Source organism: Streptomyces sp. NPDC087263 (assembly GCF_044744645.1).
Classification (GTDB): domain Bacteria; phylum Actinomycetota; class Actinomycetes; order Streptomycetales; family Streptomycetaceae; genus Streptomyces.
The window spans coordinates 114,050-126,822 of the sequence record NZ_JBIUYT010000004.1; the positions used below are offsets into that span (position 1 = coordinate 114,050).

13 protein-coding genes and 1 riboswitch are annotated in these 12,773 nt (G+C 68.5%); of the genes, 8 read left to right on the forward strand and 5 right to left on the reverse strand.

Annotated elements, in window-relative coordinates:
- Positions 1-159: 159 nt before the first annotated feature.
- Positions 160-1,236 carry a metallophosphoesterase gene (locus ACIPC1_RS13820; protein WP_402517619.1) on the forward strand — a complete coding sequence of 359 codons (1,077 nt, stop codon included), beginning with the start codon at positions 160-162 and terminating at the stop codon, positions 1,234-1,236.
- Positions 1,237-1,418: 182 nt separating this feature from the next.
- A complete protein-coding gene (locus tag ACIPC1_RS13825; RefSeq protein WP_402516516.1) occupies positions 1,419-2,285 on the forward strand; it encodes a hypothetical protein in 867 nt (288 codons plus the stop codon).
- 145 nt (positions 2,286-2,430) lie between these two features.
- Here ACIPC1_RS13825 and thiC read toward each other — a convergent pair whose 3' ends face one another.
- Entirely contained in the window at positions 2,431-4,254 is a 1,824-nt protein-coding gene (gene thiC, locus ACIPC1_RS13830; protein WP_402516519.1) for a phosphomethylpyrimidine synthase ThiC, read from the reverse strand.
- A riboswitch (TPP riboswitch) is annotated at positions 4,247-4,403 on the reverse strand. Its footprint overlaps the gene before it by 8 nt.
- Positions 4,404-4,474: 71 nt before the next feature.
- On the opposite strand from thiC, the gene ACIPC1_RS13835 reads away from it, so the two are divergent.
- Positions 4,475-6,127, forward strand: a complete 1,653-nt coding sequence (locus tag ACIPC1_RS13835) for a YibE/F family protein (RefSeq protein ID WP_402516520.1) — start codon at positions 4,475-4,477, stop codon at positions 6,125-6,127.
- Between the two features lie 103 nt (positions 6,128-6,230).
- Here the strand turns inward: ACIPC1_RS13835 and ACIPC1_RS13840 are convergent, their stop codons facing one another.
- The 4 genes from ACIPC1_RS13840 to ACIPC1_RS13855 all read right to left on the reverse strand — a co-directional run bounded on the left by ACIPC1_RS13840 (position 6,231) and on the right by ACIPC1_RS13855 (position 8,800).
- Entirely contained in the window at positions 6,231-6,668 is a 438-nt protein-coding gene (locus tag ACIPC1_RS13840) for an SsgA family sporulation/cell division regulator (RefSeq protein WP_266458537.1), read from the reverse strand.
- Positions 6,669-6,767: 99 nt separating this feature from the next.
- The gene (locus tag ACIPC1_RS13845) at positions 6,768-7,526 is read right to left on the reverse strand and encodes an IclR family transcriptional regulator (protein WP_384381314.1); all 759 of its coding nucleotides are present in this window, start codon (positions 7,524-7,526) and stop codon (positions 6,768-6,770) included.
- A 571-nt stretch (positions 7,527-8,097) separates the two neighbouring features.
- A complete protein-coding gene (locus tag ACIPC1_RS13850) occupies positions 8,098-8,310 on the reverse strand; it encodes a DUF5326 family protein (protein ID WP_402516522.1) in 213 nt (70 codons plus the stop codon).
- Positions 8,311-8,482: 172 nt separating this feature from the next.
- Positions 8,483-8,800: a cupin domain-containing protein gene (locus tag ACIPC1_RS13855; protein ID WP_266458532.1), complete on the reverse strand. Its 318-nt coding sequence runs from the start codon at positions 8,798-8,800 to the stop codon at positions 8,483-8,485.
- 81 nt (positions 8,801-8,881) lie between these two features.
- Between ACIPC1_RS13855 and ACIPC1_RS13860 the strand changes: the two genes are divergently transcribed.
- The 5 genes from ACIPC1_RS13860 (at position 8,882) to ACIPC1_RS13880 (ending at position 12,745) form a co-directional block, all read left to right on the forward strand.
- Complete coding sequence (locus ACIPC1_RS13860) at positions 8,882-9,262, forward strand: phage holin family protein (protein WP_384381278.1); 381 nt, start codon at positions 8,882-8,884, stop codon at positions 9,260-9,262.
- Positions 9,263-9,271: 9 nt separating this feature from the next.
- A complete protein-coding gene (locus tag ACIPC1_RS13865) occupies positions 9,272-9,763 on the forward strand; it encodes a low molecular weight protein-tyrosine-phosphatase (RefSeq protein ID WP_402516523.1) in 492 nt (163 codons plus the stop codon).
- Positions 9,760-10,905, forward strand: coding sequence for a cystathionine gamma-lyase (locus ACIPC1_RS13870; protein ID WP_402516526.1), 1,146 nt, complete (start codon positions 9,760-9,762; stop codon positions 10,903-10,905). Before ACIPC1_RS13865 ends, ACIPC1_RS13870 begins: the two co-directional genes overlap by 4 nt.
- 337 nt (positions 10,906-11,242) lie before the next feature.
- Entirely contained in the window at positions 11,243-12,148 is a 906-nt protein-coding gene (locus ACIPC1_RS13875; protein ID WP_402516527.1) for a LysR family transcriptional regulator, read from the forward strand.
- Between the two features lie 117 nt (positions 12,149-12,265).
- Positions 12,266-12,745, forward strand: a complete 480-nt coding sequence (locus tag ACIPC1_RS13880) for an NUDIX domain-containing protein (RefSeq protein WP_402516530.1) — start codon at positions 12,266-12,268, stop codon at positions 12,743-12,745.
- Positions 12,746-12,773 lie beyond the last annotated feature (28 nt).

Genomic DNA, 12,773 nt, shown 5'->3' on the forward strand with positions numbered 1-12,773 from the left:
ACCGCCCAATTCGGGCAAAAACCCCGGTGAACTGGGCTCCTGCTCCGATTCACCACCCCTGGGTCATCACATGGCGCGATCCGCATTCCTATGATGGGCCCACGACACCGCGGGCCGCTGCGACCAGGCAGTCCGATCCGGTGCAGATGCGGCGCGATGGTGGTGGAGGGGTCGATGACTCAGGGGGCCGGTCAGGGACCCGAGGTGGCGCGGACGGCGACGTTGCGCGACTTCCGGGTGCCCGCGTACGTCCACGAGACCGGTCCGTTCGCGCAGGACACTCCACCCGACGAGGACGCGGGGCCGACCGAGGAACCCGAGGGGTACACGCCTACGCGGCGCGATCTGCCCGTCATCAACCGGAGTGACACGGTGCAGGTCGCTGTTGACCCCGCCGCTTCGGAGGGCGCCGACGGACCGGGTCCGCTGTACGTCGTAGGTGATGTGCACGGTTATCTCGACCAGCTCGTCGCCGCGCTCCAGGAGCAGGGCCTCATCGACGGCGCCGGCAACTGGTCGGCCGGGACCGCGCGCCTGTGGTTCCTCGGCGACTTCACCGACCGCGGCCCGGACGGTATCGGTGTGATCGACCTCGTGATGCGGCTGTCCGCCGAGGCCGCCGCCGCCGGCGGCTACTGCAAGGCGCTCATGGGCAACCACGAGCTGCTGCTCCTCGGCGCCAAACGCTTCGCCGACACCCCCGTCAACTCCGGCGCGGGCACCGCCACCTTCCAGGCCGCCTGGCTGCTCAACGGCGGCCAGAAGACCGACATGGACCGTCTCCAGGACCACCATCTGCAGTGGATGGCCCGCCTGGACGCCATGGAGCAGGTCGACGGACATCTCCTGGTGCACTCCGACACCACCGCCTATCTCGACTACGGCGACTCGATCGAGGCGGTCAACGACACCATCCGCGAAACCCTCACCCGCAACGACGCGGACGAGTGCTGGGACCTGTTCCGCAAGTTCACCAAGCGCTTCGCCTTCCGCGACGACGGCGGCGCCGAGGCCGTGCGCTCCCTGCTGGACATGTACGGCGGCTCACGCATCGTCCATGGCCACAGTCCCATCCCGTACCTCCTGGGCGACGTGGGCTCGGAGGACGGCGAGGACAGTTCGGGCCCCGTGGTCGAGGGACCGCATCTCTACGCCGACGGACTGGCCATCGCGATGGACGGCGGCGTGACCATGGCCGGAAAACTGCTGGTCCAGCAACTGCCACTGGCCGACTGAGGGTTCTTCGGGCAGGCCTTGCCCTGCGAAGGACCGTGCCGGCCAGGGGGCAATTTCTGGAAAGCCCCTGTCACGGCGTGCCATCACCGCTCTACCATCGGACTATCCGTAGCAGGCTCCCCTCCGTTTCTGCCCAACGGCTCGTCAGCGTGCGAGCCATCAGCCCTACGGAGCATCGGGGGATGCAGATGAACAGCGTTCCGCAGCACCTGCTGAGCGAGGACCGCCAGGACTATGAGCGGATCCTCGATGAGGCGCTGCGCTCCGCACCACACCGCCCGGAACTCGCCGCTGTCGGCCAGCGGCTCAATCCGGAACAACTGCGCACCATGGCGCTCAACGCCACCGCGCTCATCGCGGTGGCAGCGGCAACCGAGTACCAGCACTACGTGAAGGTCCGTGAGGAACTGCGTCAGCCGGCGCCGAGCACCCCGCCTGTCCGCAAGGAAGCCGGTTCCGCCGAGCCGGGTTCGAGCGCGATGGGGCTCGCCGCCACCGTGGGGGAGGTCACCGAGTCAGCCGGAGCGGGCGCCATCGCCGTCGTCGCGGTGCTCGCCCCCGTCCTCGCCGGGACAGCCGCGGCGATATTCCTGCTCGTGGGGTACATCCTGAAGATGATCACCCCCGAGCCGGCGTTCGCCAAGACCCTCCTGACCACCGGGTGGGTCTTCGGCGCGGTCACGGCGGCCGCGATTCTGGTCGCCGCGGTCGGACTCCTGCTCACCGCCCTGCGCAACGGCTCGTCCTCGCTCCAGGCCGGAGCACACGGCGAGCTCGACGAACAGGTCGCCCGGGCCAGGGAAGCCTGGCGCGAGGCTCTGCTGGAGCGCGGCATCCTGCCGTTCCTCCGGGAGGCTCTCGCGGATCCGGGCTCGGCAACATTCGGCCGTCCGTCGCCGACACCGACGAGCCGCATGCCGCAACTGGGCTACAACCGGCCGGGGTTCAGCAGCCCCGACGGCGGCCCGGCAGCCGGCCAACGCCCGAGCTACTCAAGCCCGGACTTCTCCAGCCCGGACTTCGGAGGGCCCGAACACCAGCCGGAGTGACACCCGGCCGTGACCGCGCCGCTCAACCTCCAACCGCCCGAGCTCGCCGGCTACATGCTCGAACACGTCGCAGCCTGCGGAGCCCGCCGACCGGGCAGTGCACCGGACCTGTCCCAACAGCCCCGGCGCACTGCCCGCGTTCCAGTCAGTCAGCCAGCGGCAGATACACCCGGTTCCCGCTCGCCGCGAACTCCTTCGACTTCTGCAGCATCCCCTCGGCGACCTCCTCGGCGGAGGCCCCCGCGGCCGCCGTACCGCCGAACTGCTCGGTGATGCTGTGGCTGATCTTCATGGAGCAGAACTTCGGCCCGCACATGGAGCAGAAGTGGGCTGTCTTGGCAGGCTCGGCCGGGAGGGTCTCGTCGTGGAACTCCCGTGCCGTGTCGGGGTCGAGGGCCAGGTTGAACTGGTCCTCCCAGCGGAACTCGAAACGGGCGTCGGACAGCGCGTCGTCCCATACCTGCGCACCTGGGTGCCCCTTGGCGAGGTCGGCTGCGTGGGCGGCGATCTTGTAGGTGATGACGCCGGTCTTCACGTCGTCACGGTTGGGCAGGCCCAAGTGCTCCTTGGGCGTGACATAGCAGAGCATGGCCGTGCCCCACCAGGCGATCATCGCGGCACCGATACCGGAGGTGATGTGGTCGTACGCCGGAGCGACGTCCGTCGTCAGCGGGCCGAGCGTATAGAACGGAGCTTCATCACAGATCTCCTGCTGAAGGTCGATGTTCTCCTTGATCTTGTGCATCGGGACATGTCCCGGGCCCTCGATCATGGTCTGAACGTTGAAACGCTTCGCGATCGTGTTGAGTTCCCCGAGCGTCCTCAACTCCGCGAACTGCGCCGCGTCGTTGGCGTCCGCGATCGACCCCGGCCGCAGCCCGTCCCCGAGCGAGTACGTGACGTCGTACGCGGCGAGGATCTCGCACAGTTCCTCGAAGTTCTCGTAGAGGAAGCTTTCCTGGTGGTGGGCCAGGCACCACGCCGCCATGATCGAGCCGCCGCGCGAGACGATACCGGTCTTGCGGTTCGCGGTGAGCGGTACGAACGGCAGGCGCACGCCCGCGTGGACCGTCATGTAGTCCACACCCTGCTCGGCCTGCTCGATGACCGTGTCCTTGTAGATCTCCCAGGTCAGCTCCTCGGCGCGGCCGTCCACCTTCTCCAAGGCCTGGTAGAGCGGCACGGTGCCGATCGGCACGGGGGAGTTGCGCAGTACCCACTCACGGGTGGTGTGGATGTTGCGGCCGGTGGACAGGTCCATGACCGTGTCCGCGCCCCACTTCGTGGCCCAGGTCATCTTGTCCACCTCCTCCTCGATGGAGGAGGTCACCGCGGAGTTGCCGATGTTCGCGTTGACCTTCACCAGGAACCGCTTGCCGATGATCATCGGCTCGATCTCCGGATGGTTGACGTTCACGGGCAGCACCGCGCGACCGGCGGCGATCTCCTCGCGTACGACCTCGGCGGCGACGTTCTCGCGAACCGCCACGAACTCCATCTCGGGCGTGATCTCACCGCGCCGGGCGTACGCGAGCTGTGTCACGGCCTGTCCGGAGCGGCCACGGCGCGGCTGGCGCGGCCGCCCCGGGAAGACCGCGTCGAGGTTACGGAGGCCGCCGCGCGGTGAGGTGTGCTTGACCCCGTCGTCCTCAGGACGGATCGGGCGGCCCGCGTATTCCTCGGTGTCGCCGCGGGCGATGATCCAGTTCTCACGCAGCGGTGCCAGACCCCTGCGTACGTCGGTGTCGACGGTCGGATCGGTGTACGGGCCGGAGGTGTCGTACAGCGTGACGGACTGGCCGTTGGTGAGGTGTACCTGACGGACCGGCACCCGCAGATCGGGGCGCGAACCCTCGACGTACGCCTTGTGCCAGCCGATGGACTGCCCGGCCCCGTCGTTCTGGGCAGGGGAAGAAGCCCCGTCCGTCTGACTGGAGGCAGACGTGCCTACTACGTCCTTGTTGGTCATGAGACCTACTCCCTACGCCGGCATTACCCGGTAACAGGTTCGGCGGTCGACGCAGCGGATTCCGTCTGCCGATGTTTCATGTGAAACATCGCTGAGACGAAGGTCAGCGCCCTCTCAGCCCGGTGCTCCGAGCTCCCGCGTGTGCAAAGGTGCCTCCACGCTAGCGTCACATCGGGCGCGCTGAACAGTGGGCCCCGTCCGTTCTTGCGATGATCGGTCGGTGACCACGATGCAGCAGCCCCCTATTCCGCCGTCCGAGCCGCCGCACGGACATGGTCCCGGCGACGGTCACGGGCACGGCCGCGGCCACGACCAAGGGCACGGACCTGGTGGCGGCAGAGGGCGCGGCGACGTCCCGGGGCCGGGCGGTAGGCAGGAGCCTGGCGGCGGCCACGGGCCTGGTGGCGGGCAGGGGCCTGGTGGTGGGCAGGGGGCCGGTGGGTGGCATGGGCCCGGTGACGGCCCGGGAGCAGGCGGCGGGCAGGAGCCTGGCGGCGGCCATGGGGCTGGTGGCGGCCAGGGGTCCGGCGACAGCCACGGCCATTCGCACAGTCACAGCCATGGCCCCGCCGCCCCCGTCTCCAAGCATCTGCGCAAGGTCATCGGCGCGGTGCTGATCCCGTTCGCCGCCGCGGTCGTCGTGGGGCTCGTGGTGCTCTGGCCGGGGGGCGCCCCGGGGCACGAGCGCACCGGCGTCGGTTTCGACCGGCAGACCCAGCAGGCGACGGTCACCAAGATCGACAAGGTGGACTGCGATTCCGTGAACGCCTCGGGGGAGACCCCGACCGGCGACACGTCCACCGCCGAGGGCTCCTCGGCACAGCAACAGGCGACGGGTGACTGCAAAAAGGCGACGATCCGGGTCGACACCGGCAGCGACAAGGGCCGTACGTTCACCGAGATCGTCCAGCCGGACCAGTCACGCCAGTTGCACCAGGGCGAGAAGGTCGTGGTCGCGTACGAGCCCTCCGCGCCGAAGGACTTGCAGTACTCGGTCAGCGATGTGAACCGCAGGATCCCGATGACACTGCTCGCCGGGATCTTCGCGCTGGTCGTCGTGGGGGTGGGCCGGCTGCGCGGTGTCATGGCGCTGGTCGCACTGGCCGTCAGCTTCATGATCCTGACGTTCTTCATCCTGCCCGCCATCCTGCAGGGCTCGAACCCGCTGGGCGTGGCGGTCGTCGGGGCAAGCGCCATCATGCTGATCGCCCTCTACATGTGCCATGGCCTCTCGGCCCGGACATCGGTGGCGGTGATCGGCACCCTGCTCTCGCTGCTGCTGATCGGGTTTCTCGGCTCCGTGTTCATCAGCTGGGCCGCGCTGACCGGCAACACGGACGACAACACCGGCCTGATCCACGGGTTGTATCCGAACATCGACATGAGCGGTCTGCTGCTCGCGGGCGTCATCATCGGTTCGCTCGGTGTGCTCGACGACGTGACGGTGACGCAGACCTCCGCGGTCTGGGAGCTGCACGAGGCGAATCCGGCGATGGGCTGGCGGGGGCTGTACCGCGCGGGCATCCGCATCGGCCGCGACCACATCGCCTCGGTCGTCAACACGCTCGTCCTGGCGTACGCGGGCGCGGCGCTGCCCCTCCTGCTGCTCTTCTCGATCGCAGAGAGCAGCGTGGGCACTGTCGCCAACAGCGAACTGGTCGCCGAGGAGATCGTGCGCACCCTGGTCGGATCGATCGGCCTGGTCGCCTCTGTTCCGGTCACCACCGCACTGGCCGCCCTGGTCGTCTCGGCCGACCGCACGGGGGCTCCGGCCGGCCTGCCCGGGGCTGGGGCTCCTGGCGACCCTGCGGAGCCCGTGGGGGCCGCCAGGACGCCGGTACGCGGCGGGAAGGGCCGCCGCCGCAAGCACTGAAGCCACGTGGCGCCCAAGGGCACTTGACGCGCGCCGCGACCGCTGTCCCGTACGCGGGGCCGGTTGAGAGGAAGCGTTACTCCACTCGGGAGCGAGGCGGCGCTCAGCCCGCGCTCTGCTCCTCCGCCAGGATGCGGTCCAGCGCCTCGTCGAGGTGGGTGTCGAAGTCGGCGAGGGAGCGCTCCTGCCCGAGCGGCACCAGCTTGTCCGTGCGGTCGAGGAACGCCACGAGCGGCGCCGCACCGGACCTGAACAGCGCGTGATCACCGCCGACCTGAAGCCGGATCAGCACCTCACCGAACGCGTCCGGGTCGGCGGGTGCGATGTGCACATCGCCGTCGCCACACGGCCGGCCCACGCCGTCGACCAGCAACTCCCGTCCGAACGCCCAGGTCACAGGTGCGTCGCCGGGCAAGTGAAAGGTCAGCCGCACGGCGTACGGATCACAGGTCTCGTAGCGCAGCTCCACCGGAATCCGGAAGGAGAGCTCCTCCGACACGAGGAAGCTCATCATGACCTCTGCCTGTACCGACTCACGCATCGCCTACCCCGTCGTTTGCGGTCGACTGGCCAGGAATCGTCCCCCTGACACTGCTGGAATCTTGCTCAACGTACACGGCAGATCACAAGGAGTGAGTTTTCAGATACTGATAGAGATGGCGAGTGTCCCTTGCGCCCTGCCGATTTCCCCTTGCAACTGGCGTGCGGCGGGCAGGAGTCGGGCGGCCTGGTGCGACGGTACGGAGATGGCCACGGTCGATGCGGTGGTGCCGACGGTGATGGGAATCGCGGCGCAGACCGTGCCCAGCGCGTACTCCTGTCGTTCGATCACGGGCTCCATCCGCCCAATGCGTTCCAGGCGCCGCAACAGACTGTCACTGTCACGCACCGTGTACGGAGTGATCGACTGCACCGGATAGCGGTCGAGATGATCCCTGCGGGCCTTCTCGTCCAGCTGCGACAGCAAACACTGGCCGATCGCGTGGGCGTGCCCGGTCTCCCGGAAGTCGGCCCACTCCTGGACCGCGGGATTGCCCGGGGTGTCGGCGACGGACAGGACCTCGATCTCACCGTCGCGGTACGTCGCGTAGTACACCGGTACGCCGATCGAATCGCGCCAGTGCGCGAGTACGTCGCTCATCGTGCTGCGACGTTTCTGCTGGGCTCCGCTACTGCTCAACCGCTCGGCGGCCTCACCGAGGAAGAACAGCCCCTTCTCTCGGCGCAGATAGCCCTCGTGGGCCAGAGTGCGCAGCAGGTGGTACGCCGTCGGAAGCGCGAGCCCCGCCTCCCGGGCGAGCTGTTTGGCGGGCGCTCCGTGCTCACGCGCGGCTACGGCCTCCAGAAGGCGCATCGCCCGCTGGACGGAGCCGATGAGGGTCGTGGGGTGCGGGTCCAGCGACGCGGCCTCGGCCGGGGGCGTTCGTGCCCCGACGAGCAGCCCGTGGGAGGCCGCGGGCGGGGTGCGCGTCGGAGCGTGCCGAGTGCTTGTCTCGGTGGATGACGTACGTCCGTCGTGCTCGGTGGATGACGTACGTCCGTCGTGCTCAGTGGATGACGTGCATCCGTCGTGCTCAGCGGTTGACGTCCGCACGTCGTGCGTCTCTGGGGGCGAGGTCTTCGGCTGCGCCTCCGTAGGCGACGTGCGTGGCTGGGTCGGCGGGACACGGGACCCCGCAGACACTCCGGACCGCTGGACAGGTGGAGCGTGTGAGCTTGCGGGTGCGGTGTCAACCGTGGCCAAGGGGCACTCCCTGAGCGCGAGGGGGACCGCCCGTGCGGGGGAACACGGGAGGGAGGTGTGCGCTGCTCGCGAGGGTCGACCCCGCGTCGAGCTTCCGGACTTTAACCGCCCGTCACCGCCCGCAGACCGCCCCGCCGGGAAACTTCCCCCGGCCGAGGGAACCTCGGCTTCCCTTTACCGGCCCACCCGTTACCGATCGCTCACCCGCTCGCGTCTCCCCGTCACCTCACCAGTCGCTGCGCGACGACGAACTCGTCGTGAACTTCCGCACGACGTAGATCAGTCCGCCGACCAGCGCGACGAAGACCAGCGCCTTGAAGAGCAGGCCGATGACGAAGCCGACGACGGTCGCTATCAAGCCACCGAACACCACGAGGGCGATGACCGGCACCGCGACCCACTTCACCCACCACGGCATACCGTTGAAGATCTCTCGCATCGCCCTTGTCCTTGCCTCTGTCTGCCCGTCGCCCCAAGTCGGGACAGTGATTCCGGGTTCTCCGATGTCTCGCATGTCTTGCATTCGATGCTAGATCCGGCAGGGGCCGGACGGGGGCCTCGCACCCCTTGTTCCCCCCTGACCGTTCCCCTAGGGAACCCCGAGACGGCCATCAGCTCTCGGGCGGAGAGAACACCACCAGAACCCGCAGGTCCTCGGTGATGTGATGGAACTTGTGGGCGACCCCCGCGGGGACGTAGACGACACTGCCCCGCGCCACCTGCGTGGTCTCCAGACCGACTGTGATCGAGGCCCGCCCGCTCACGATGAAGTACACCTCGTCCTGCTGGTGGGGCCGCTGCGGGTCCTGGTCCCCCGCGTCGAGCGCGTACAGACCGACCGACATGTTCCGCTCTCGCAGAAACTGCAGATAGGCACCGTCGTTGGCGGCGCGTTCCGCCTCCAGTTCATCCAGCCGGAATGCCTTCATCGCCCTCGTCCGCTCTCGTACGCGGTCTGCTCTGTCCACAGCCGCGCTCGCCAGTCGATCTCTTCTGCCACGATCAGACACATGAAGAATTTCGTAGTCAAGACGATCGCCAACGCGGCGGCCCTGGCCGTTGCCGTCTGGGTGCTGGACAAGATCACCCTGACCGGTGACAGCACCGGCAAGAAGGTCGGCACGCTCCTGCTCGTCGCACTGGTTTTCGGCCTGGTGAACTTCCTGGTCAAGCCGGTCGTGAAGGTGCTGACCTTCCCGCTCTTCATCCTCACGCTCGGCCTGATCACCCTTGTGGTCAACGCCCTGATGCTGCTGCTCACCTCGTGGCTGTCCGACAAGCTGGACCTGAGTTTCCACGTCGAGGGCTTCTGGACCGCCGTCCTGGGCGGCCTGATCATCTCGGTCGTGTCCTGGGCACTCAACGTCGTCCTGCCCGACGGCAAGGACTGAGCACGTCCGATGAGCTATTCCGTCTGTTTCGTCTGCACCGGCAACATCTGTCGCTCCCCGATGGCCGAGTCCGTCTTCCGCGCCCGTATAGAAGAGGCCGGACTCGAAGCCATGGTCGAGGTCGACAGCGCGGGCACGGACGGCTGGCACGAGGGCGACGGCGCCGACCCACGCGCCGTCGCCGTACTGGAGGCGCACGGTTACGGGAGCGACCACGTGGCCCGACAGTTCCAGGCCTCGTGGTTCGCCCGCCTCGACCTCGTCATCGCCCTCGACTCCGGCCACCTGAGGGCCCTGCGCCGCCTCGCATCCACACCTCAGGACGCGGAGAAGGTCCGACTGCTGCGTTCGTACGACCCCGACGCGGGCGCCGACCCCGACGTCCCCGATCCGTATTACGGACATATAGAAGGCTTCGAGGAGTGTCTTGAGATGGTGGAGTCGGCGAGCCGCGGGCTGCTGGCCGCCGTACAGGAGCAAGTGGAGGGACGAGCGGCATGACCTCAGGGGATTTCGTCACGGGGAGCGGTGACGGCACACGCGCGGTGCGGGCCGGACTGCCCGAACCCGTCAAGTACGAGCCGACGCTCCCGGGCCCGGTCTTCGCCGCGCACTTCCACCTGCCGGGAGAGCCCACCGGCCCGTACACCTACGGCCGGGACGAGAACCCGACCTGGACGCTCCTGGAGCGCGCCATCGGCGAATTGGAGGCCCCCGGCCAGGACGACGTCGAGACGCTCGCCTTCCCCTCGGGCATGGCCGCCATCTCGGCGGTCCTCTTCTCCCAGCTGCGGGCCGGCGACATCGTGGTCCTGCCGGACGACGGCTACCAGGTGCTGCCCCTGGTGCGCGAGCAGCTGACCGCGTTCGGCATCGAGGTACGCACCGCCCCGACCGGCGGCGACGCCCAGCTCGACGCGCTCGACGGCGCGAAGCTGCTGTGGATCGAGACCCCGTCGAACCCGGGGCTCGACGTGTGCGACATACGCCGGCTCGCCGAGGCGGCCCACGCGCAGGGCACCCTCGTCGCCGTCGACAACACACTGGCGACCCCGCTCGGGCAGCGCCCGCTGGAGCTCGGCGCCGACTTCTCCGTGGCCAGCGGCACCAAGATGCTCACCGGACACGGCGACATCCTCCTGGGATACGTCACCGCGCGCGACGCCGCTCTGATGGCTCCCGTACGGCGCTGGCGGAAGGTGGTCGGCGCGATCCTCGGCCCCATGGAGGCATGGCTGGCACACCGCTCACTCGCCACACTCCACCTGCGTGCCGACCGGCAGACGGCCAACGCCCTGACGATCGCCGAGGCACTGCGGAATCGGCCCGAGGTGACCGGGCTGCGCTATCCGGGGCTGCCGGACGACCCCTCGTACAAGATCGCCTCGCAGCAGATGCGGCGCTTCGGGTGCGTAGTGTCCTTCACGCTGCCCACGCGCGCGCGTGCCGATCGTTTTCTCGACGCGCTGCGGCTGGTGGACGACGCGACGAGCTTCGGTGGAGTGCGGTCCACGGCCGAGCGGCGCGGGCGGTGGGGCGGGGACGCGGTGCCCGAGGGCTTCATCCGTTTCTCCGCCGGCGCGGAGGATCCGGAGGACTTGGTGGCGGACGTGCTGCGGGCGCTGGACGAGTCAGGGGACTGAGTTCTCCCTCACCGAACGGCGTCTTCACCGATTCGCGTCCTCACCGATCCGGGGACCGAGCTCTTCCCGAACTCTTCCCGAGCAAGCTGTGAGCCCGAGCGACCGGCGAGTAGGGGGCAGCACCCGTCCGAGCTGCGGGCTTTGGTGCCTCGCTCTGTACGACGGACGGTCCGAGCCTCCCCCCTCGTGGCTCGGACCGTCCCGGTTCCACGCGCGAAGAACCGCGCGAACAAGGCTAGTTGACTCTGTGTCAGTGTCCAATCACAGTAGCGACAGCGACCTATCGACTTATTTATAGTTGGGGCTCGGCCGGGAGTGGTGGGAGGGGAGGGACACCGTGGATCTGGCGCTGCTGCGCACGTTTGTGACGGTGCACCGCGCCGGCTCCTTCACCCGAGCCGCCGCGCTGCTCGGACTATCGCAGCCTGCCGTCACCTCGCAGATCCGCGCACTGGAGCGGCAGCTGGGGAGGCCCCTCTTCCTGCGTCAGGCCCGCGGGGTGACCCCCACGACCATCGGTGACGAGCTTGCCCACAAGGCCGCACCGCATCTCGACGCCCTGGTGGAGATCGCCGAGACCGGGCTCGAGGAGGACTCCTCCCTACGCACCCTGCACCTCGCCGGGCCGCCGGAGTTCATCGCCGAACGGGCTCTACCCGCGCTCACGGAGCTGACGGGCGACGACGATCAGGGTTTCGCTCTGCGCGCCTCGTTCGGGAACGCCGAGGAAGCGCTGGAAGGGCTCGCTGCCGGACATCATGATCTGGCCATCACCACAGCCCAACCGCGCGGCCCACTGCTCACGGCGACTCCGCTCTGCGACGAGGAGCACGTTCTGGTCGCCGCCCCGCGTTGGGCCGCCCGCATCGGTCCCGACAAGCTGCGCCGCAAGGGCGCCCATGCGCTGGAGAAGTTTCCCGTCGTCGAGGTGCACGAATCCCTCCCGCTCGTCGCCCGCTACTGGGCCTCCGTCTTCGACTGCCACCCGGTGGCCTCCGGAACCGTCGTCGTGCCCGATCTCCGCGCGGTGCTCGCCTGCGCCGCCACAGGCGCGGGCCTCGCCGTACTGCCCCGGTATCTCTGCGCCGCCGCCCTGGAACGCGGCGATGTCGTGGCGCTCTTCGATCCGGCGGTGCCACCGCTGCGTACGTACTTTCTGGTGGTCCGCACCGGCACTCTCGCCATGCCTCATATCGCACGGGCACACGAGTGGCTGCTGCGTGCCGCGGCCGGCTGGTCGTGAAGTCCCCTCCTGGGCCTCCCTTCCTCTCCCTTCTTGCCTCTCCCCTCTGAGCCTTCTCCTGACGCCCTGACGGCTTCGCGATGTTTCACGTGGAACCAACCGGGCCACATTCCTCCCATGACCGTCCGACCCGTGGTCAAGCGCACCGCCCGCGCCATCCTGCTGGATGGCGACGACCTGATTCTCATCAAGCGCACCAAACCCGGCGTCGATCCCTACTGGCTCACACCCGGTGGCGGGGTCGAACCGGAGGACGCGACTGTCGTCGACGCGCTCCACCGTGAAGTTCACGAGGAACTCGGCGCCAAGGTCATCGATGTGGTGCCCTGCTTCGTCGACACCGTCGAGCACATCGGCGACGACGGCGCGACCGGCGTGAAGGTGCAGCACTTCTTCGTCTGCCGTCTGGAGTCCATGGATCCGGCGCTGCGGCACGGCCCCGAGATCGATGAGCCGTGCGGCGAGTATGAAACGGTGCGGGTTCCGTTCACCCGGGTCGGTATTGCCTCCGTCCACCTCGTCCCGCTGTCCCTGCGGCACTATCTCGACGGGAACATCGAGGGCGTACGGGCAATGCACGCGCCCGATCTGAGCTGACGCTCTGACGTCCCTGACGTGTCGGTCT